Annotated in this window: 17 protein-coding genes and 1 pseudogene; 8 read left to right on the top strand and 10 right to left on the bottom strand. The window is 60.3% G+C overall.

What is annotated here, in order from left to right:
• The first annotated feature begins 32 nt into the window (after nucleotides 1-32).
• Nucleotides 33-1,457 (top strand): polyurethane esterase, encoded by a 1,425-nt coding sequence (locus tag JFT63_RS11295; RefSeq protein ID WP_198843958.1) that lies wholly within the window; start codon nucleotides 33-35, stop codon nucleotides 1,455-1,457.
• A 59-nt stretch (nucleotides 1,458-1,516) separates the two neighbouring features.
• Here JFT63_RS11295 and JFT63_RS11300 read toward each other — a convergent pair whose 3' ends face one another.
• Nucleotides 1,517-1,741 carry a YgdI/YgdR family lipoprotein gene (locus JFT63_RS11300; protein ID WP_005788446.1) on the bottom strand — a complete coding sequence of 75 codons (225 nt, stop codon included), beginning with the start codon at nucleotides 1,739-1,741 and terminating at the stop codon, nucleotides 1,517-1,519.
• Nucleotides 1,742-1,929: 188 nt separating this feature from the next.
• On the opposite strand from JFT63_RS11300, the gene JFT63_RS11305 reads away from it, so the two are divergent.
• Both JFT63_RS11305 and JFT63_RS11310 read left to right on the top strand, forming a co-directional pair.
• Nucleotides 1,930-3,576, top strand: coding sequence for a VRR-NUC domain-containing protein (locus JFT63_RS11305; RefSeq protein WP_198843959.1), 1,647 nt, complete (start codon nucleotides 1,930-1,932; stop codon nucleotides 3,574-3,576).
• Nucleotides 3,573-5,834: an ATP-dependent DNA helicase gene (locus tag JFT63_RS11310; protein ID WP_198843960.1), complete on the top strand. Its 2,262-nt coding sequence runs from the start codon at nucleotides 3,573-3,575 to the stop codon at nucleotides 5,832-5,834. Before JFT63_RS11305 ends, JFT63_RS11310 begins: the two co-directional genes overlap by 4 nt.
• Nucleotides 5,835-5,937: 103 nt before the next feature.
• Here the strand turns inward: JFT63_RS11310 and JFT63_RS11315 are convergent, their stop codons facing one another.
• Both JFT63_RS11315 and JFT63_RS11320 read right to left on the bottom strand, forming a co-directional pair.
• Complete coding sequence (locus JFT63_RS11315; RefSeq protein ID WP_057703009.1) at nucleotides 5,938-6,888, bottom strand: alpha-E domain-containing protein; 951 nt, start codon at nucleotides 6,886-6,888, stop codon at nucleotides 5,938-5,940.
• A gap of 2 nt (nucleotides 6,889-6,890) precedes the next feature.
• Nucleotides 6,891-8,300 carry a circularly permuted type 2 ATP-grasp protein gene (locus tag JFT63_RS11320; RefSeq protein ID WP_057703010.1) on the bottom strand — a complete coding sequence of 470 codons (1,410 nt, stop codon included), beginning with the start codon at nucleotides 8,298-8,300 and terminating at the stop codon, nucleotides 6,891-6,893.
• A gap of 418 nt (nucleotides 8,301-8,718) precedes the next feature.
• Here JFT63_RS11320 and JFT63_RS11325 point away from each other — a divergent pair, with 418 nt between their 5' ends.
• From JFT63_RS11325 to JFT63_RS29890, 3 genes are all read left to right on the top strand, one after another.
• Nucleotides 8,719-9,264, top strand: coding sequence for a hypothetical protein (locus JFT63_RS11325; protein ID WP_057703011.1), 546 nt, complete (start codon nucleotides 8,719-8,721; stop codon nucleotides 9,262-9,264).
• Nucleotides 9,265-9,349: 85 nt separating this feature from the next.
• Entirely contained in the window at nucleotides 9,350-9,562 is a 213-nt protein-coding gene (locus tag JFT63_RS11330) for a hypothetical protein (RefSeq protein ID WP_198843961.1), read from the top strand.
• A gap of 11 nt (nucleotides 9,563-9,573) precedes the next feature.
• Nucleotides 9,574-9,708 carry a hypothetical protein gene (locus tag JFT63_RS29890; protein WP_005788437.1) on the top strand — a complete coding sequence of 45 codons (135 nt, stop codon included), beginning with the start codon at nucleotides 9,574-9,576 and terminating at the stop codon, nucleotides 9,706-9,708.
• 120 nt (nucleotides 9,709-9,828) lie between these two features.
• On the opposite strand, the gene JFT63_RS11335 is transcribed toward JFT63_RS29890, so the two are convergent.
• On the bottom strand, nucleotides 9,829-11,175 hold the full coding sequence (locus tag JFT63_RS11335; RefSeq protein WP_198843962.1) for a cation:proton antiporter: 1,347 nt from the start codon (nucleotides 11,173-11,175) through the stop codon (nucleotides 9,829-9,831).
• Nucleotides 11,176-11,371: 196 nt separating this feature from the next.
• On the opposite strand from JFT63_RS11335, the pseudogene JFT63_RS11340 reads away from it, so the two are divergent.
• A pseudogene (locus tag JFT63_RS11340) lies at nucleotides 11,372-12,547 on the top strand (pyridoxal phosphate-dependent aminotransferase); the annotation flags it as partial.
• Nucleotides 12,548-12,585: 38 nt separating this feature from the next.
• Here the strand turns inward: JFT63_RS11340 and JFT63_RS11345 are convergent.
• Nucleotides 12,586-13,026, bottom strand: a complete 441-nt coding sequence (locus JFT63_RS11345) for an Lrp/AsnC family transcriptional regulator (RefSeq protein ID WP_057703016.1) — start codon at nucleotides 13,024-13,026, stop codon at nucleotides 12,586-12,588.
• Nucleotides 13,027-13,134: 108 nt separating this feature from the next.
• Between JFT63_RS11345 and JFT63_RS11350 the strand changes: the two genes are divergently transcribed.
• Nucleotides 13,135-14,043, top strand: coding sequence for a DMT family transporter (locus JFT63_RS11350; protein ID WP_198843964.1), 909 nt, complete (start codon nucleotides 13,135-13,137; stop codon nucleotides 14,041-14,043).
• 76 nt (nucleotides 14,044-14,119) lie between these two features.
• On the opposite strand, the gene JFT63_RS11355 is transcribed toward JFT63_RS11350, so the two are convergent.
• The 5 genes from JFT63_RS11355 to JFT63_RS11375 form a co-directional block, all read right to left on the bottom strand.
• Nucleotides 14,120-16,099 (bottom strand): peptidase U32 family protein, encoded by a 1,980-nt coding sequence (locus JFT63_RS11355; protein ID WP_198843965.1) that lies wholly within the window; start codon nucleotides 16,097-16,099, stop codon nucleotides 14,120-14,122.
• 709 nt (nucleotides 16,100-16,808) lie between these two features.
• On the bottom strand, nucleotides 16,809-17,189 hold the full coding sequence (locus JFT63_RS11360) for a RidA family protein (RefSeq protein WP_057703018.1): 381 nt from the start codon (nucleotides 17,187-17,189) through the stop codon (nucleotides 16,809-16,811).
• A 98-nt stretch (nucleotides 17,190-17,287) separates the two neighbouring features.
• Nucleotides 17,288-18,157 carry an isocitrate lyase/PEP mutase family protein gene (locus JFT63_RS11365; protein WP_057703019.1) on the bottom strand — a complete coding sequence of 290 codons (870 nt, stop codon included), beginning with the start codon at nucleotides 18,155-18,157 and terminating at the stop codon, nucleotides 17,288-17,290.
• 111 nt (nucleotides 18,158-18,268) lie between these two features.
• Entirely contained in the window at nucleotides 18,269-18,934 is a 666-nt protein-coding gene (locus JFT63_RS11370; protein WP_198844057.1) for a DUF3313 domain-containing protein, read from the bottom strand.
• Nucleotides 18,934-19,245, bottom strand: a complete 312-nt coding sequence (locus tag JFT63_RS11375; protein ID WP_057703020.1) for a hypothetical protein — start codon at nucleotides 19,243-19,245, stop codon at nucleotides 18,934-18,936. Before JFT63_RS11375 ends, JFT63_RS11370 begins: the two co-directional genes overlap by 1 nt.
• Nucleotides 19,246-19,353 lie beyond the last annotated feature (108 nt).

Consider the following 19,353-nt stretch of genomic DNA (forward strand, 5'->3'; position numbering starts at 1 on the left):
TCTACAAATCCAACAACAGAGAGGCACTACCAATGGGTATCTTTGACTATAAAAACCTCGGTACTGAGGGCTCCAAGACGCTGTTCGCCGATGCGATGGCGATCACGATGTATTCCTACCACAACCCGGATAACGGCTTTGCCGTGGGCTACCAGAACAACGGTCTCGGCCTGGGCTTGCCCGCCACCCTGGTCAGCGCGCTGATTGGCGGCAGCAATGCCCAAGGGGTCATCCCCGGCATCCCCTGGAACCCCGATTCGGAAAAGGCCGCCCTTGAGGCAGTGCAAGCAGCCGGCTGGACGCCTATCAGCGCCAGTACCCTGGGCTACAGCGGCAAGGTCGATGCGCGCGGCACCTTCTTTGGCGAAAAATTCGGCTACGGCACGGCGCAGGCCGAGGTGCTTGGCAAATACGATGACGCAGGCAAACTGCTGGAAATCGGCATCAGTTTTCGCGGGACTTCGGGGCCTCGGGAAAGCCTGATCACCGATTCCATCGGCGATGTCATCAGCGACCTGCTCGCCGCCTTCGGGCCCAAGGATTATGCCAAGAACTACGCAGGGGAAGCCTTTGGCGGCTTGCTCAAGAACGTGGCGGACTACGCCGGCGCCCAGGGCCTGAGCGGCAATGACGTCGTGGTCAGTGGTCACAGTCTGGGTGGCCTGGCGGTCAACAGCATGGCCGATTTGAGCGACAGCACCTGGTCGGGGTTTTATAAGGACTCCAATTACGTGGCCTACGCATCGCCTACCCAAAGCGCCGGCGATAAGGTGCTCAACGTTGGCTATGAAAACGACCCGGTGTTCCGTGCCCTGGATGGCTCGTCATTCAACCTGTCGTCCCTGGGCGTGCACGACAAGCCCCACGAGTCGAGTACCGATAACATCGTCAGCTTCAACGACCACTACGCCTCAGCCCTGTGGAACGTGCTGCCGTTCTCCATCCTCAACCTGCCGACCTGGGTCTCGCACTTGCCCACCGGTTATGGCGATGGCATGACGCGCATCCTCGACTCGGGCTTCTACGAGCAGATGACCCGTGACTCCACGGTGATTGTCGCCAACCTCTCCGACCCGGCACGAGCCAACACCTGGGTGCAGGACCTGAACCGCAATGCCGAGGCGCACAAGGGCAACACTTTCATCATCGGCAGCGACGGCAATGACCTGATCAAGGGCGGCAGGGGCGCGGACTTTATCGAAGGCGGCAAAGGCAATGACACGATTCGCGACAGCAGCGGGCATAACACGTTTTTGTTCAGCGGGCAGTTTGGTAATGATCGAGTGATTGGCTATCAGGCGACAGACAAACTGGTATTCAACGATGTGCAGGGCAGTACCGATTATCGCGATCATGCCAAGGTGGTGGGTGGGGATACGGTGATCAGCTTTGGCGCTGATTCGGTGACGCTGGTGGGTGTGAGCAGTTTGTCGGGGGAGGGGATAGTGATCAGCTAAATCACAATGGTGGGAGAGAGCTTGCCCTCTCCCACAATTGCTCAATGGTGAGTCAAAGATTAGTTTTCCTTGCGCACCGTGGCCACATCATCAGCCTTGATGCGAATGCGCTTGCCGGCGATGTCGGTGAACTCATAGAAACCATCAGCCGTCTTGGCGTTGGGCGTGTCCTTGGTCAAATATTGCGTGCCATTTTGCAATGTCACTACCGTTTGCGTGGAGCAACCGGCCAATACCAGAAAAGTGAGTGCAACCAGCGGAAGACCCAAATTCTTCATGTTCATAACCCTTACCTTTAACCCTGAAAAGTCCCGCAGCGTGTGGCTGGGGGCTATAAATGTTACGCGATCAACCCCCTCATCTGATCGTTTTTTTGCAAAAAGTTGCAGGCGCCATTTATCTATTACCGATTGCAACAACGGCTTTGCAACGGCACTCTGTATGCATAACCAGTATTTGATTCCCTTGCGCCATGGCCAACCCCCTCGAAGACCCCTTGTATTACCTGCATAACTTCCGCCAGGTCCTGGCTTGGCTGGGGCAACGCTATGCCGATCTGCTCGATGCGCACGAACAGCATTTCATTCAGCAATTTGACAGGTTGCCCCAGGCGTCCCAGGCGTTATTGGTGCGCATGGTGATGCGCAAGGGCGTGCATTTTCGCGGTGCCAAGCTTAATTATGTGGAAATCGGCTGCCCCCACGCAGCAGCCAGGCCATTGCGGGAACTGGGATGGGTGGATGACCAAAGCCCGCTGCCGTTTGCCACCCTGTTCGCCTTGCTGCAAAAGGGCGAAATCCTCGGCGCGTTCAGCCCCTGGATCGATCAGCCCAAGGGCAACAAGGCCGCCTGGCTCGAACCATTGGCGGCGCAGTTCAGCGAACCGCGCAGTTTTGCCCAGTGGTGCCCGGGCGTGGACGATGTGCTTTATAGCCTTACGGTCATGGAGTTGTGTGATCGCCTGCGCTTGATGTTCTTCGGCAACCTGCACCAGGACTGGTCCGAGTTTGTGCTGGCAGACCTGGGTATCTACACCTATGAAAAAGTCGAGATTTGCGCCGAGTCCCGTGGTCTACGCACGCGTGACGACGTATGCGGGTTCTTGTACTTGCACCAGTGCCAGCAAGCGTTTGAAGCGGGAGAAGCATTGGACACGCTGCTGGTGCAGATCGCGGGCCTGTGCACCGACAACCCCTGGCTGGAAAAACGCCGCGCCAAGCTGTTGTTCCAGATCGGTCAGTATTGCGAACGCTGCGCCGAGCTTGTGCTGGCCGAGCAGATCTACCTGGCCTGCGCCTATCCCGGTGCGCGTGCGCGGTTGATCCGCGTCCTTGAGCGCCAGGAAGATTACGCCCGAGCGCTGGCCCTGGCCACCGCGGCCCAACAGGCGCCGCAAAGCGCTGCTGAACAGCAGCACTTGCTGCGTGTAGTGCCGCGCCTGCGCCGCAAACTCGGCGCACCGGCGTTGCCCAAGGCCAAGCCGCAAGCTGTTGCACGCCTTGATCTGGAACTTGCCCAAGCGCCGCTGATGTCAGTGGAATACTGCGTGCAGGCGCACCTGAGCGAGCCCGAGGCACCGGTGCATTACGTCGAGAATGGGTTGATCAATTCGCTGTTCGGCCTGTTGTGCTGGGAGGCGATTTTCGCGCCGCTGCCGGGTGCGTTTTTCCACCCGTTCCAGCGTGGGCCGGCAGACCTGCACAGCGAAGACTTCCATCAACGCCGCGAGGCGTTGTTTGCCGCCTGTTTCGAGCAATTGGAGGATGAGCGCTACAAGGCCACCATCCGCCAGCGCTACGTGGAAAAATGGGGCATCCAATCGCCGTTCGTGTTCTGGAACCTGCTCAGCGAAGAATTGTTGGAGCAAGCCCTGGCTTGCCTGCCCGCCGAGCACTTGCGTCACTGGTTTACACGACTGCTGCTGGATATCCGCGCCAATCGCACCGGGATGCCGGACCTGATCCAGTTCTGGCCTGCACAAAAGACCTACCGCATGATCGAGGTCAAGGGCCCGGGCGATCGCCTGCAAGACAACCAACTGCGCTGGCTGCAATTTTGCGGCGAGTACCAGATGCCGGTCACCGTCTGCTACGTGCGCTGGGCGGAGCAACCCGCTTGAGTTACAGCGTGGCCGTGCGGGCGTTGTGTGAGTTCACGGCCAAGGTCGGCGACCTCGACCTGCGCTTTACCCCGTCGCCCAGCGCCCAGGAAGGCATCGTCGGCCACCGTACGGTGGCGTCCCGGCGCAGTGCGCACTACCAGAATGAAGTCGCGCTTGAGGGGCAATACCGGCAGCTCAACGTGCGGGGCAGGGCGGACGGCTACGATCCCGACGCCAACCGCCTTGAAGAAGTCAAAACCTACCGCGGCGACCTCGCTGCCCAGCCCGCCAACCATCGGCAACTGCACTGGGCTCAGGTCAAGGTGTATGGCTGGTTGATGTGCCAGAAGCTCGGCCTTGAGGAGATCGACCTGGCGCTGGTGTATTTCGATATTGTCGGCGAGGGCGAGACGCTGTTGAGCCAACGTTTCGACGCGGCGCAGCTCGAATGCTTCTTCAATCAGCAATGCGCGCTGTTCCTCGATTGGGCCCAACTGGAAATGCAGCACCGCGATCAGCGCAACAAGGCCGCGCAGACCCTGGCATTTCCCCATGCCGATTTTCGTGCCGGGCAGCGTACGTTGGCCGAGTCGGTGTACAAGGCGGTCAGCACCGGCCGTTGTCTGATGGCCCAGGCGCCCACCGGCATCGGCAAGACCGTCGGCACGATCTTCCCAATGCTCAAGGCCCTGGCGCCGCAACAACTGGACAAGCTGTTCTTTCTCACCGCCAAAACCCCGGGGCGCAAACTCGCCCTGGATGCCGCCCAGGTGTTGTACGACAGCAGTCCTGATCTGGCGCTGCGTGTGCTTGAGCTGGTGGCGAGGGACAAGGCGTGTGAACACCTGGATAAAGCCTGCCATGGCGATTCCTGCCCACTGGCCAAGGGGTTTTACGACCGTTTGCCCGCCGCCCGCCAGGCCGCGTCCAGGGTTCGCCTGCTCGATCAACGCAGCCTGCGCAGCGTGGCGCTGGCCCATGACGTCTGCCCGTATTACCTGAGCCAGGAAATGGCACGCTGGGCCGACCTTGTGATCGCCGACTACAACTATTTTTTTGACTTCGGCGCCCTGTTATTCGGCCTGGCGCAGTTGAACCAATGGCGCGTTGCGGCGTTGGTGGACGAGGCCCATAACCTGGTGGAGCGCGCCCGTTCGATGTACAGCGCCAGCCTCGACCAATACAGCCTCAAGACCTTGCGCGACACCGCACCCGAGCCGCTGAAAAAAACCTTGCAGCGCCTGAACCGCGAGTGGAACGCGTTGCACAAGGAACAAGTTGCGCCGTATCAGGCTTATGCCACCCGGCCCGACAAGCTGTTACAGGCCCTGAGCCTGTGCACCAGCGCCATGGGCGACTACTTCAACGATCACCCCGAGTCCCTCACTGGCGACCTGCAAGCCTTCTACTTTGAGGCGCTGCAATTTTCCAGGGTGGCGGAGCTGTTTAACGAGCACTTCATTTTCGATATCAGCAAACGCCCGTTCAGTGGCAAGCGCAGCAGCTCGACCCTGTGCCTGCGTAATGTGGTGCCGGCCGAATTCATCCGGCCCCGATTGACGGCAGCTCGCAGCAGCGTGCTGTTTTCCGCGACCCTGAGCCCACGCCATTATTACGCCGACTTGCTCGGGTTGCCGGCGGATACCGCCTGGGTCGATGTGGAGTCGCCGTTCAAGGCCGAGCAATTGCAGGTCAGTATCGTTGAGCGCATCTCCACACGGTTTGTGCACCGCCAGGCGTCGCTGGAACCTATTGTGGAGTTGATCGCCCGGCAATTCGCCGAGCAGCCGGGCAATTATCTGGCGTTTTTCTCCAGTTTCGATTACCTGCAACAAGTGGCGCAGTTACTGGCCGAGCGGCACCCGCAGATTGCACTGTGGTTGCAGTCACGCGGCATGGCTGAGGTCGAGCGCCAGGCTTTTCTGGACCAGTTTACCCAGCACAGCCAAGGCATCGGCTTTGCGGTATTGGGCGGCGCATTTGGCGAAGGGATCGACCTGCCGGGGGCGCGTTTGATTGGGGCTTTTATTGCCACCCTGGGCTTGGCGCAACTCAACCCTGTGAATGAACAAATGAAGGCCCGCATGGGCGCGATCTTCGGCGCCGGCTATGACTACACCTACCTTTATCCCGGCATTCAAAAGGTGGTGCAAGCGGCGGGGAGGGTGATCCGCAGCCAGCAGGACCGTGGCGTGGTGATGTTGATCGATGACCGCTTTGGCGAGGCGCGGGTGCGGCAGTTGTTGCCGCGTTGGTGGGCGATTGATGCCCTGTAGGAGCGAGCTTGCTCGCGAAAAACGTCAACGATAACGCGGGCTTTCTGATTAAACGCGGCGCCGGTGAGTTTTTCGCGAGCAAGCTCGCTCCTACAGTTTTGTGCTAGACCACTTCCAGGTAAGAGCTGTGTATCGCCCGGGCCAACTCGCGCACGGTGTCGATAAAGTCCGTCAACCGGGCGTGCAGCCCGGCTTCCAGAATCTCATCGATCCCGGTGTATCGCAGTCGCGCCTCGAACTCGGCTGCCAGGCGCTGCGCCGTGCGCCCGTAACTGCCGGGTAAGTCGGCGAGAATATGGCTCAATTCCTCGATGCACGCGTGCAGCGAGCGCGGAACGTCGCTGCGTAACAGCAGTAGCTCCGAGACCGAGCGTGCGTTCAGGGCGTTGGGGTATAACTCGGTATACGCTTCGAACGAGGACAGCGCACGCAACAGGGCGCTCCACTGGTAATACCCGCGAGCCGACAAGTCGCTGACTTCTTCGGATTCTTCACCAAACATCTCATAGCGTGCATCCAGCAGGCGCAAGGTGTTGTCGGCGCGTTCAACAAAGGTGCCCAGGCGAATAAACCGGTAGGCGTCATTGCGCATGATGGTGCCCGAGGTCGCGCCGCGAAACAGGTGCGAGCGTTGTTTGACCCAGTCGCAGAAGTGGCTGATGCCATGCCGCGCCAGGCCGCCGGCGGCGATACTGCGCATTTCCAGCCAGGTGGCGTTGAGGTTTTCCCACATGTCGGCGGTGATACGCCCGCGCACGGCATGGGCATTGCCACGAGCGGCGCGCAGGCAGTTGTAGATGCTGGCCGGGTTTTCTTCGTCGAGGGCGAAGAAGTGCAACATGCGCTCGGCATCCAGGGTCTGGTGACGCTCCAGGTAGCTGTCCAGGGTGCCGCTGCTGAGCAACGACATCGCCAGTTCATCCAGGCCATCGCTGCGCCCGGCTTGAGGCATCAATGACAGTGAATAACTGACTTCCAACATGCGCGCCAGGTTCTCGGCGCGCTCCAGGTAGCGTGACATCCAGTACAGATCGGCAGCGGTTCTACTCAACATATTCAGCCCTCCACCACCCAGGTGTCCTTGGTTCCGCCGCCTTGCGACGAGTTAACGACCAGTGAACCTTCCTTGAGCGCCACGCGGGTCAAGCCGCCCGGCACCAGACGGGTTTCCTTGCCCGAGAGCACGAAGGGGCGCAGGTCGATATGCCGGGGCGCAATGCCGTTTTCGACAAAGGTCGGGCAGGTGGACAGGCTCAGGGTCGGTTGGGCGATATACGCGTGGGGGCGCGCCTTGATGCGTTGGCGGAAGTCTTCGATTTCGGCGGCGCTGGAGGCGGGGCCGACCAACATGCCGTAGCCGCCGGACCCCTGGGTTTCCTTGACCACCAGTTGCTCCAGGTTGGCCAATACATGGGACAGTTCAGCGGGTTTGCGGCACTGGAAGGTCGGCACGTTTTGCAGCACCGGTTCTTCGTCCAGGTAGAAGCGAATCATCGCCGGCACGTAAGGGTAGATTGACTTGTCGTCAGCCACCCCGGTGCCGATGGCGTTTGCGAGCACCACATTACCCGCGCAGTAGGCCGCCACCAGGCCGGGTACGCCGAGCATTGACTCAGGGTTGAACGCCTCGGGGTCAAGGAAGGCGTCGTCGATGCGCCGGTAGATCACGTCCACGGCCTTGGGGCCATCGGTGGTGCGCATGAATACCTTGAGGTCGTGCACAAACAGATCGGCGCCTTCGACCAGTTCGACGCCCATTTCCCGGGCCAGGAACGCATGTTCGAAAAAAGCGCTGTTGAAGCGCCCAGGGGTCAATACCACCACATTGGGGTTGTCGAGGCGGCTGGCGCTTTTCAAGGTTTTAAGCAGCAGGTTGGGGTAGTGGTCCACTGGCGCAATGCGCTGCCTGGCGAACACTTCCGGAAACAGGCGCATCATCATCTTGCGGTCTTCAAGCATGTAGCTCACGCCACTGGGGGTGCGCAGGTTGTCTTCCAGCACGTAATAGGTGCCGTCGCCGTCGCGCACCAGGTCGACACCGGAGATGTGCGAGTAAATATCGCGGTGCAGGTCCAGGCCGACCATCGCCTTCTGATAGCCCTCGTTGCCGAGCACCTGTTCTGCCGGAATGATCCCGGCCTTGATGATGCGCTGATCGTGGTAGATGTCGGCGAGGAACATGTTCAGTGCGTTGACCCGCTGGATGCAGCCGCGCTCGATCAGGCTCCACTCACTGGCAGGGATGCTGCGGGGGATGATGTCGAAGGGAATCAGGCGTTCGGTGTCTTGCTCGTCGCCATACAGGGTGAACGTGATCCCGGCGCGATGGAACAGCAAGTCGGCTTCACGACGACGCTGGGCCAGCAGTTCCGGCGGCGTATTGGCCAGCCAGCGGGAAAAATCCTGATAGTGCGCACGGCATACGCCGTTTGCGTCATTCATTTCATCGAAGAAAGTTCGAGCCATTCCAGTACCTTGTCAGTGCCCAGTGTGGCTTTGGGTGGCACTGCCGCTTAAAAAAACGCATGTTTTTATGAGCCCGTGGCTGAAGGTGCCAACAGGCCTGGTCCTTACTTTCTTATGGAGTCGGCTCTGGGTCGGGGGGTAACGCATGCTCCTGTTTTCCGGGTGGTGAATGGATAAAGCAATGCCTGTGCCGGAATGCGGTTAATCACCGGTAAACTTCCTGTCGGAGCGAGCTTGCTCGCGAAAAACCCACCAGCACCGCGTTTATTCAGGAAACCCGCGTCCTCGTTGACGTTTTTCGCGAGCAAGCTCGCTCCGACAGAGGGCGGCGGTCGCCCCAAACTGGTGCGGCAACCCACTTGAACTTCACCGAACCCCGATTCTTCTAAGAAGTTTCGTCACCTTGTGGAGCACCGTCGTGTCCAGAATCATCTCCCCCCACACTCCGGAAGCGGCTCTGAATGATCACAGCGAACACAACGCCAAGATTTTCGGTTCGCCCAAGGACCGCCTCGACTTCTACCGGCGCGAGATCCAGTACGAAACCAGCATCCTGGCCAACCGCACCGACGCCTACCTCACTGCGCAATCGTTCCTGGTGATCGCCTTCGTGTCCGGCATGGGCAACCTCAACCCCGAATGGGGCAAGCTGTTCACCCTGGTGGTGCCGGTGATCCTCGCCGCGCTGGGTATCCTCAGCTCGCTCAATGCCTGGCCGGGCATACGCGCGGCCTACCAGATCATTGATCACTGGCACTACAAGCAAAGCGAGTTGCTGCGCAGCGAGCCGGTGATGGGCATGGCCTACGATGAATCGCCGCTGTTTTCCGAAATGGAGTCCAGCCACAAGGGCTATCGCAAGTCGTTGCTGTTTTCCATGCGTGCACCGTGGTTGTTCATGGTGTTCTGGCTGGTGCTGGGCATCTATGCGTTTTATATCCAGGTGGACAACCCACTGCGCTGAGCAATCGGACGGAACTTCACTGGGGCACGTGGCGCCTTAGCTTTACGCGGTAAAGATTTATCACCGGTCTGTGAAGAGGTATGCCATGTCTACATCCAACGATCCCCAAACCAGCAACCGCAATGACCCTGCCATCGATGGTGGCGAGCCCGCTCCGGGCACCGCTGCCGATGCGCCCAAGGACCCGACGCCTGCCAGCGACCTCAAGGCCAAGGAAAACGACTACAGTCCAGACTTCAAGCCTGAGCGCGAGCACAAGCCTGAAACCGATGCCGATATCGATACCCAGGGCGGTTAACGGAGACGGTCATGTCAAAAGAACTCGACGAAGAACTCAACGACCCCGGCAATGAAGATCCGGGTTCGCTGATGGATGATGCGCAAGTGCCGCTCAACGATCTGGATGAAGCGGCCGACGTCGGCAATACCGACAGTCAGGATTGATCCGGCGGCGGGCCAAAGGGATCGGTGAGCTTGAACAGTAGGTATTCTTACTGTCCTTGATCCACTGAAACCTTCTGGCCCGGTACGCGGTTATCCGTCACGCCAAGCGCGGCGCAGGATTCATTTTTTGTGCGCGGCGCGTCGTTCGTACCACGCCAGCAAGGGCTGGGTGCTGAGGCCATGCACCATCACGCTCAGCGCGATCACCGAGAGGGTCAGGTTCACCGCCACCGCGCTGCTGGTGCCGATCAATCCATGGTTGAGCGCATAGAACAGGTAGTAGATGCTGCCGATCCCGCGAATACCGAACCAACTGACCAGGCTGCGTTGCCGCCGATCCAGCAGGCTGCCCCAAGGCATTGCAAATACGCTGAGCGGGCGAACCACACAGAACAGCAGCGCCGCCACGGGCACCGCGCGCCAATCCCAGTGGCTGACCAGCACGATACCCAGGACGCTGACCAGGAACACCTCCATGGAGCGTTCCACCAGGCTGCCGAACGCCAGCATGTCGCCCATCATTACGCCGGCGGCAATCTGGGTGTCCTTCAACTGGCTGACGTCGCCGTGCAGCGCCTGCTCGGGCTCAATCTCAAGGTGGCCCACCACCGGCTGGGCGAGGTGCTCGGCCGGCGTTTGCGCATAGCCGGTGGACTTGACCTCGGCCTGGCGCAACCCCAGGCCCGCTGCGAACACCGACAGGAAACCGTAGCCGCCCACCGCTTCTGCCGTCACATACGCCAGGGCAATCAACGCGAGGGTAAGGTAGTCATTCGGTGACAGGGTGCTATCGGCATTGATCAAACGCAGGTGCAGGGTGACACGGCCAATGCCGCGGCCCATCCAGTAACCAATCAATAGCCCGGCCGGTACCGCCCACAGCAGGTTTTTCAGCACCCAGCCGCCTAACCAATGGCCGTCGAAACCGCCATGCTGCATGAACAACAGGCCGAAAATCACAAAGGGAAACGCGGTGCCGTCGTTCAACCCTGCTTCGCCAGACAGCCCGAATCGCAACGCGTCATAGTCTTGGGCGTTGTTGACCTGCACCAGGCCAGCGAGCACCGGGTCGGTGGGCGCCAGCATCGCCCCCACCAGCAGCGACACGCCCCACGCTAAATCAAACAGGTAGTGCAGCAACAGGCAGGTGCCGAGGATGGTCAGCAGCATCACGGGCTCGGCCATAGCAAAGGCGATGCGCCAGGTACGATGCTTGAGCGGCAGGCGCAGTTTCAAGCCGCTGACGAACAGCGAAAACAGCACTGCCACTTCCGTCAGGTGCTCCATCCAGCGCGCCGAACCCTTGAGGTCCAGGTGCAACAGGTCCACGCCCAGCGGGCCAATGGCGATCCCCAGCAACAGGCAAACCGCCGAGGTGGTCACCGGCATCCAGCGCAGGTAGGAGGAGGTGAGGGCGAGGGTGAGCAATACGGCGCCCAATACGGCCAACCATAGAATGAAAGTCATTGTGCGTGTTCCAGGGCCGTGGTCTATGCAGGTTTGAGAACGGCGACCGGAAGGGGGTTCAATGTGATTGCCTGCCAGGGGGACAAGGCCCTGTTTACCCATTGAACGACGGTTTGCTATGCACTAAGTTGAGCGTTTGTTGCCCGCGCGCGTATCCATGGATGTGCGTCTTTCTTCTTTAATCAGAGGCTCTGGCATGAGGTTTTCCCCCTTCGTTGAACACATTGCAGGGCAGGGCGTTGCCGCCTGGGACATCCACCACGCTGCGTTCGACGCTGCCAGCCAGGGCGAAGATGTCATCATCCTCAGCGTCGGCGACCCGGATTTCGCCACGCCGTCCTTTATCACTGACGCCGCCGTTAATGCCTTGCATGCGGGGGATTCCCACTACACCGAAATCGCCGGTCGCCCGGCCTTGCGCGAGGCGATCGCGGCCCGTTACAGCCAGACCCTTGCACGCCCCTTGGCCGCTGACAATGTCATCATCGTGCCCGGTGCGCAGAACGCACTGTTTATCAGCTCGCTGTGCCTGTTGCAGGCCGGCGACGAAGTGCTGGTGCTCGACCCGATGTACGTCACGTACGAAGCCACGCTCAAGGCCAGCGGAGCCACCCTGGTGCGGGTGCCCTGCAGTGCGGAATCCGGCTTTCGCCTGGATCCGCCATTGTTGGCCGCTGCGATCACGCCGCGCACCCGGGCGATATTCTTTTCCAACCCGAACAACCCCACTGGGGTGGTGCTCAACCGGCAAGAGCTGCAAGCGATTGCCGACCTGGCCATCGCCCATGACCTCTGGGTAGTGGTAGATGAGGTTTACGAAAGCCTGGTGTTCGAGGGGCAATACCTTAGCCTTGCGGCGTTGCCGGGTATGGCGCAGCGCTGCGTTGTGATCGGCAGCTTGTCCAAGTCCCATGCCATGACTGGCTGGCGTATTGGCTGGCTCATCGCTGCACCACAGATGGTGCAGCACGCCGAAACTCTGCTGTTGAGCATGATGTACGGCCTGCCCGGCTTTGTGATGGAGGCGGCGACGGCGGCGGTGTTGGCCCATGAGGAAGTCGCTGAGGGCATGCGTGAGACCTACCGACGTCGACGCGACCTGGTGGTGACCGCCTTGAGCGCCTGCCCAGGCATTCGGGTGCAGGCGCCGCAAGCCGGCATGTTTGTGCTGGTGGATGTGCGTGATACGGGCCTGGGGTCCCTGGATTTTGCCTGGCGCCTGTTTCGTGAAGCGGGCGTGTCGGTGCTGGACGCGGCAGCCTTCGGCGAGCCGGCCCAGGGGTTCGTTCGGCTGTCCTTTACCTTGGGCGAGGATCGCCTGGCGCAAGCCTGTCGGCGTATTGTGGCGTTTGTGGAAAAGCTGACCAGTGAGCGGGCCTTGCACTGGGCATGAGTACCTGAACAACTCATTTAGTCAGCCAACGGCGGCAAACGCCGTTTCACCGGGGTTTTCTTGACGATAGCGGTGTTGGTTTCGGCATAGGAATTAAGCCGGTCCAACAGCGTGTCGAGATGCTCCATGGTGCGCACGTGCAGGCGTGCGATAAAGCAGTCGTCCCCGGTGACCTTGTCGCACTCTGTGAACTCGGGGATCGCCTGGATCTGGCGCTCCACTTCCTGCAATTTGCCGGGCAGGGGACGGATGCGCACGATGGCTTGCAGCAGGTAACCGAAGTGTTTGGGGTCGATATCGACGGTGTAGTGGGTCAGCACGCCGCGCTCTTCGAGGCGCCGCAGGCGTTCGCTGACGCTGGGCGAAGACAGGCCCGTGATACCCGCCAAAGCCTTGAGGGACAGGCGCGAGTCGTCCATCAAGGCGGCGATCAGTTGTTGGTCGATGGTGTCGATCATGATGTTTGCCTAATAACAAAAGGTGATTATTGATTTTTGCCTTTTTTAGTCGCTGTAGCCGTGTCGAGCAGATTGCCATAATTGAGGCTCATTTGAGGAGCATCAATCATGGATACATCAATCCGTCGCGGGACCTGGGAAATGATCGCCGCCATGCTGATCTCCGGCACCATTGGCTGGTTTGTGCTGGTGTCGGGCGTGTCGGTGATCGAGGTGGTGTTCTGGCGCTGCGTGATCGGGGCGCTGACGCTGTTGCTGGTGTGCGCCTTGCTGGGTTATTTGCGCCTGGATCTGCTCAACTGGGCCAAACTCGGACTGGCAGTGCTCAGCGGCGTGGCGATCGTTGGTAACTGGCTGCTGCTGTTCGAGTCCTATTCCCGCGCGTCCATTGCGATCAGCACGGCGGTGTACAACGTGCAGCCGTTCATACTGGTGATGCTGGCGGCGGTGTTTCTCGGTGAGAAGATCACGCTGCAAAAAATGGCATGGCTGACTGTGGCGTTCCTGGGCATGTTGGCGATTGTCACCGCCCATGGCGAGCAGTCGGGTGGCGGGAATTATCTTGCCGGCATCGCCCTGGCCCTGGGCGCGGCATTTTTGTACGCGGTGGCGGCACTGATCATCAAGCGCCTGAAGGACATACCGCCGCACCTGATGGCGTTGATCCAGGTGACAACCGGCGCCGTGCTGTTGGCACCCCTGGTGCCGTGGCACAGTTTGCCTGTGTCGACCACTGCCTGGGCGGCACTGGCGACATTGGGCGTGGTGCATACCGGTTTGATGTATGTATTGCTGTACGGGGCCATCCAGAAGCTGCCCACGGCGATGACCGGCGCGTTGTCGTTCATCTACCCGATTGCGGCGATCCTGGTGGACTGGATGGCCTTTGGGCATCGCCTGGGGTGGCTGCAATGGTTGGGAGTGGCGGCGATTCTGCTGGCAGCGGCAGGGTTGCAGCGGGGCTGGTGGTGGCCCCGCAACCTCGGTAGGCGCGAGCTTGCTCGCGAGGAAGGCTAACGATAACGCAGCGCTTCTGGTTAAAACGCGGCGCTCTCTGGTTTTTCGCGAGCAAGCTCGCTCCTACAGATGAGGGTCAGTGTGTGCCCTGATAGATGAGGTTTTCCGGGTTGAAATGCTCTACAGCACTGCCCGGCTGCGGCAACCCAAGAATATGCCCCTTGATCTTGCCCACCACATGCATTTCGCAGGGTTTGCAGTCGAACTTCAAGGTCAGCACTTCGTCACCGTGGATCAATTGCATCGGTGCAACCTTGGTCTTCACCCCGGTCACACCCTTGGCCTGTTTGGGGCACAGGTTGAACGAGAACCGCAGGCAGTGCTTGGTGATCATCACCGGCACTTCGCCGGTTTCTTCGTGGGCTTCGAAGGCCGCGTCGATCAGCTTCACGCCGTGACGGTGGTAGAAGTCGCGGGCCTTTTGGTTATAGACGTTGGCCAGGAACGACAGGTGCGCATCCGGGTACACCGGAGGCGGGGTGGTCTCGGCCTTGCGTCCACCCCGAGGGTGGGCCTTGATGCGTGCGGCAGTCAGCGCTTCGATTACTTCACGGCGCAACGCCTTGAGCTGCGAGTTGGGGATGAAGAACGCCTGGGGCGCGTCCAGCTCGATGCGGGTGGCATGGTACTCGGTGGTACCGAGCTGGCCGAGTAGATCGCGCAGGGTGCCCAGTGCCTGTTCCGGCTTGTTGGCTACGCCAAACGGGCCGGACAGGGTGACACTGGCGCTGATGCCTTCTTCGCTGGTGGCGGTAACGTGCAACTGCTCTTCACGCAGACGCGCCACCCACGCCAGGCCGATACGGCGTTCGGCGGAGGTCTTGAGCAGCGCCTGTTGCCAGTTGTGGTCCAGGTTACGGTTCAATGGATGATTGGGGCGCAACTGATGCAGGCCGGCCGGCATTTCATTCGGCTCGACGCGGTAGCGGTAGCGCTTCTGGCCGTCTTCCTCGAACTCGCCCTTGGGCTCGGCGATGTTGGCGCGAAAGCCCACCACTTCACGCTTGACCAGCACATTCAGGCCATCGCCGTTGGACAGCGGCTCATGGGTGACCACCTGCAAGTCGCGCTTGCCGGCTTTTTCTACCATGCCCACCGGCAGGCCGGTGAACGTCGGAGTATCGAACGCGCCGATGTCGATCTTGCGATCGCTGACGAAGTAGTCGGTGCTGCCGCGGTGGAAGGTTTTTTCCGGGTCCGGCACGAAGAAATGCGCGGTACGCCCGCTGGACGCGCGAGCCAGGTCCGGACGGTCTTCAAGGATTTCGTCAAGGCGCTGGCGGTAATAGGCGGTGATGTTCTTCACATAGCCCATGTCCTTGTAGCGGCCTTCGATCTTGAACGAACGCACGCCGGCTTCGACCAGCGCGCGCAGGTTGGCGCTCTGGTTGTTGTCTTTCATCGACAGCAGGTGCTTTTCAAAGGCCACGACGCGGCCCTGGTCGTCTTTCAAGGTGTACGGCAGGCGGCAGGCCTGGGAGCAATCGCCACGGTTGGCGCTGCGGCCATTCTGCGCGTGGGAGATGTTGCACTGCCCGGAAAACGCCACGCACAGGGCGCCGTGGATAAAGAATTCAATGGCGGCATCGGTCTCGTCGGCGATCGCGCGGATTTCCTGCAGGTTCAGCTCACGGGCCAATACCAACTGCGAGAAACCGGCCTGGTCGAGAAACTTGGCCCGGCCCAGGGTGCGGATGTCGGTCTGGGTGCTGGCGTGTAGCTCGATGGGCGGAATATCCAGCTCCATCACGCCCAGGTCTTGCACGATCAATGCGTCTACACCGGCGTCATACAGCTGGTGGATCAGCTTGCGCGCCGGCTCCAGCTCGTTGTCATGCAAAATGGTGTTGATGGTGGTGAACACGCGGGCATGGTATCGGCGGGCGAATTCCACCAGCTGCGCGATATCGCTCACCTCGTTACAGGCATTGTGACGGGCGCCGAAGCTTGGGCCGCCGATGTAGATGGCGTCGGCGCCATGCAAAATGGCCTCGCGCGCAATGGCAACATCGCGGGCAGGGCTGAGCAATTCAAGGTGATGCTTGGGCAAGGACATAGTTTTTTTAGTCAGGCTTGTCACGGTCGAGGCGCGCATTGTAGCTGTGAAATGCCTGAACAGCATCTACCACAGGGCTATCGGGCCCAGCTCAGTCTGACTGAGCTGGGCCCATCCAAATGTGGGAGGGGGCTTGCCCCTGATGGCGGTGGGTCAGCACAGATGTATTTGTTGAAGACCCTCATCGGGGCATAGGTATCTACACAATTTTTTGGTGCGACGCCGGAACTGTGGGAGGGGGCTTGCCCCCGATGGCGGCCTGATAGCCAACCAGGTTGTTGGACTTTGATCGAGTACATATCCGTTATTTGGGTCACGGCTGCTATTGGTTCCGCCCTTACGGCGGCTCACTTTTGAAAAAAGCGCAAAAGTAAGCAAAACGCTCTTGCCCCACCACTCGGCACCTCGCTTAGGCTCGGTGTGCCCGTAATCCGCCAGTGATTTGGGGGGCCGCCGCCACGCGCCATCCATGGCGCGGGGCGGCTAAACCGGCATCCCTGCCGGTTTACCCCCCAAATCCCTGTCGAATTCCGGCCAGCGTGGTTTGACGGGGCGCCTGAGATCAAGATCAAAAGCAGAGCAAGAGCAAGAGCAAGAGCGGCTCGCTTCGCATCGTGGTTACCGGCGGCAGTGGCTACAAAAAGTGTGTAGATACCTATGCTCATCGGGGGCAAGCCCCCTCCCACAGTTGCTATAGCGCCCTGAGATATCAGGCCTTGGCAGCCATCGCCGTCACTTCAACGCGCATTCCGTCCACCGCCAACGCGGCAACACCCACCGCAGCCCGTACCGGCCATGGCTTGGCGAAAAAGCGCTTGTAGACTTCGTTGAACGCGGCACGGTCGGCCATATCGGTGAGGTAAATGGTCAGGTGCATCACCCGGTCCATGGAACTGCCGGCTTTTTCCAGTGCGACTTTCAGCGCTTGCAGGGTGCATTCGCTTTGCAGGGTGATATCGCCCAGCTCCAGGCTGCCGTCGGCGCGGGTGGGGATTTGGGTTGAGACCAGAATGCCGTTGAAACCGATCACATCGGAGGAAATGGAGTCGGCATCCGGGTCGGGGGTGTAGCACAGGTCGTGGTTGGCCATGGGCACCTCTTGTTGGCTGGAACAGAAAGGCGCCCATGGTCCGCGAAATTTACAGCAGTGGCAAACGCTGCGCCCCGCGCTACGGGGCGTCATTGAAGCTACTCTTTAACGTCCATGAACTCTTCAGCCCACGCCACATAGCTCTCCGGCAATGTGTAGGTGTGGGTCAGCTCCGTGGCGCTGAGATTGGACGTGCTCTGGGTCAGCTGGCGTTGCGCACGCAGGCTGTCGTAGGTGGCCTTGATCGCGGCGAAATAAGCGCCATGCCCGGCGACGACGATGCGCACGCCCAGGCTGGCCAGGCGCTCGCTGTCATGCAGTTGCGGGTTGCCGTAGGTCACCAGCATCAACGGCACGCTGAGGTTCTCGGCGATTTGCTCCAGGTGCTCGAAGTCTTTGACGCCGACCATGCAGATGCCATCGGCGCCGGCCTTTTCGTAGGCTTTGGTGCGGGCGATAACGTCGGCGGTGGGCAACACGCCGGCGTTGGTACGGGCAATGATCGACAATGCAGGGTCGACGCGCGCCTCAATGGCCGCCTTGACCTTGCCGATGCCTTCTTCCACCGAAATCAGATCGGTGGACTTGCGCCCGAATTGCGCCGGCAGCAGAGTGTCTTCGATGGTCAGCGCGGCGACACCGGCGCGTTCCAGCTCTTCGACGGTACGCATCACGTTCAGCGCATTACCGTAGCCGTGGTCGGCGTCGGCGATGAAGGGCAACTGGGCGACACGGCCAATGCGGGTGGCTTGCTCAACGAACTCACTCAGGGTAATCAACGCAAAATCGGGGGCCGCCAGCACCTGCAGGGAGGCGACTGAACCGCCCAGGATCCCGACTTCAAACCCCAGGTCTGCCGCGATGCGGGCAGACATGGGGTCGAATACGGAAGCGGTTTCAACGCAGATCGGCGTTGCCAGCAGGTCACGGAAGTTACGGCGTAGCGCTGAGTGAGAAATCTTGGGCATGTTCTTTCCTGGCTTTGGTCATCGTCAAGTGACGATCAATGTCTATTCGTGGTGCCGCAAGATTACCACGCAGACAGCCAGGGGATTATGACGTTTGAGCCGGGGGGCTTGCTAACGAGCGATGCTGCCGTATGACTGGCCCAGGTCGCGAGCCCAGCCGTCGAGCACTTCTTTTACGTTGTCTGCGGTCATCACTTGCTTGTTGTTGTCCAGGGGAATGCCGGTGCCGTTGCTCACGATGGCAGCCACGACATCACCGGTCGAGCCATCTTCCAGGGACAACTGCGTGGCGATTTCGCTGTCCTGATCACGGACTCCAGCGGCGGTGCTCACGCCTGCTGCGACCAGAGTGACCGGCAGCCATTCATATAGGCGCAAGCCTTGGGGGGTGGTGGCGATCCGGGTAATGGCGGGGCGTATCGTGAGTGTGTCGGGCCCGGGCTTTGCGGCCAGGTATACGTGTTTGCCGAGCTCCGACCTCAGCACCAGGTCGTAATACCCGGTGACGTGGGCGAGGGTGCTTTGCGGTATCTGGGCGCTGGGTTCAACAGCCGGGAAAAACTGGCTGGGTGCCAGGTACACCTGCTTGTATCGGCCACGCTTCAAGGCTGGGCTGACCCAACTCAGGACGGTCTGGCCCGAAGGGCTTTGGTGTTCTTTAAGCAGGCTGTAATCGTGAAGAAAACCCGCGTTTTCGGGCTCGATGTGGTTGCTGCTGCAGGCCGCCAGGCTCAGAGTGGCCGCTATGAGTAACGGCAGTGAGCATTTACGAGTGATCAATGGGCTACCTGTTCGTTCGCAGTGTCCTGGGAGCATTCAACGTGCAACTGGCCATGGGTCATGATCCAGTGGACCAGCTCAGCGGTGGAAATGGAGTGGGCGTACTCGACCCAGCGTCCGGCGTCGGGGCTGTAATGTTCGAAGTAGCGGCGCAGCACGATACGGTCCTGGTCCGCCGTCAGGCCCAGGCAGGATTCCTGAAACAGCATGGGACTGTCCTGTGCGGGGGACGATGTGCGCTGACTCAGCACCAAGGGCCGCCCGGTGTCCTGTGCCTGCTCGGTATACCTGCTGCTTGAAAGCTTCATGAATGTCTCCTTGAATGGAAGGCGTGCAGGATGCCCGAGTGGGTTTTCCCGAAGATGTCCGGGTTGTGTCGGTGGCGAAGGAATGTTGCTCGATTGAAATAAATGACC

This window comes from Pseudomonas sp. MF7453, assembly GCF_016405455.1.
In the GTDB taxonomy this organism is placed as follows: domain Bacteria; phylum Pseudomonadota; class Gammaproteobacteria; order Pseudomonadales; family Pseudomonadaceae; genus Aquipseudomonas; species Aquipseudomonas paralactis.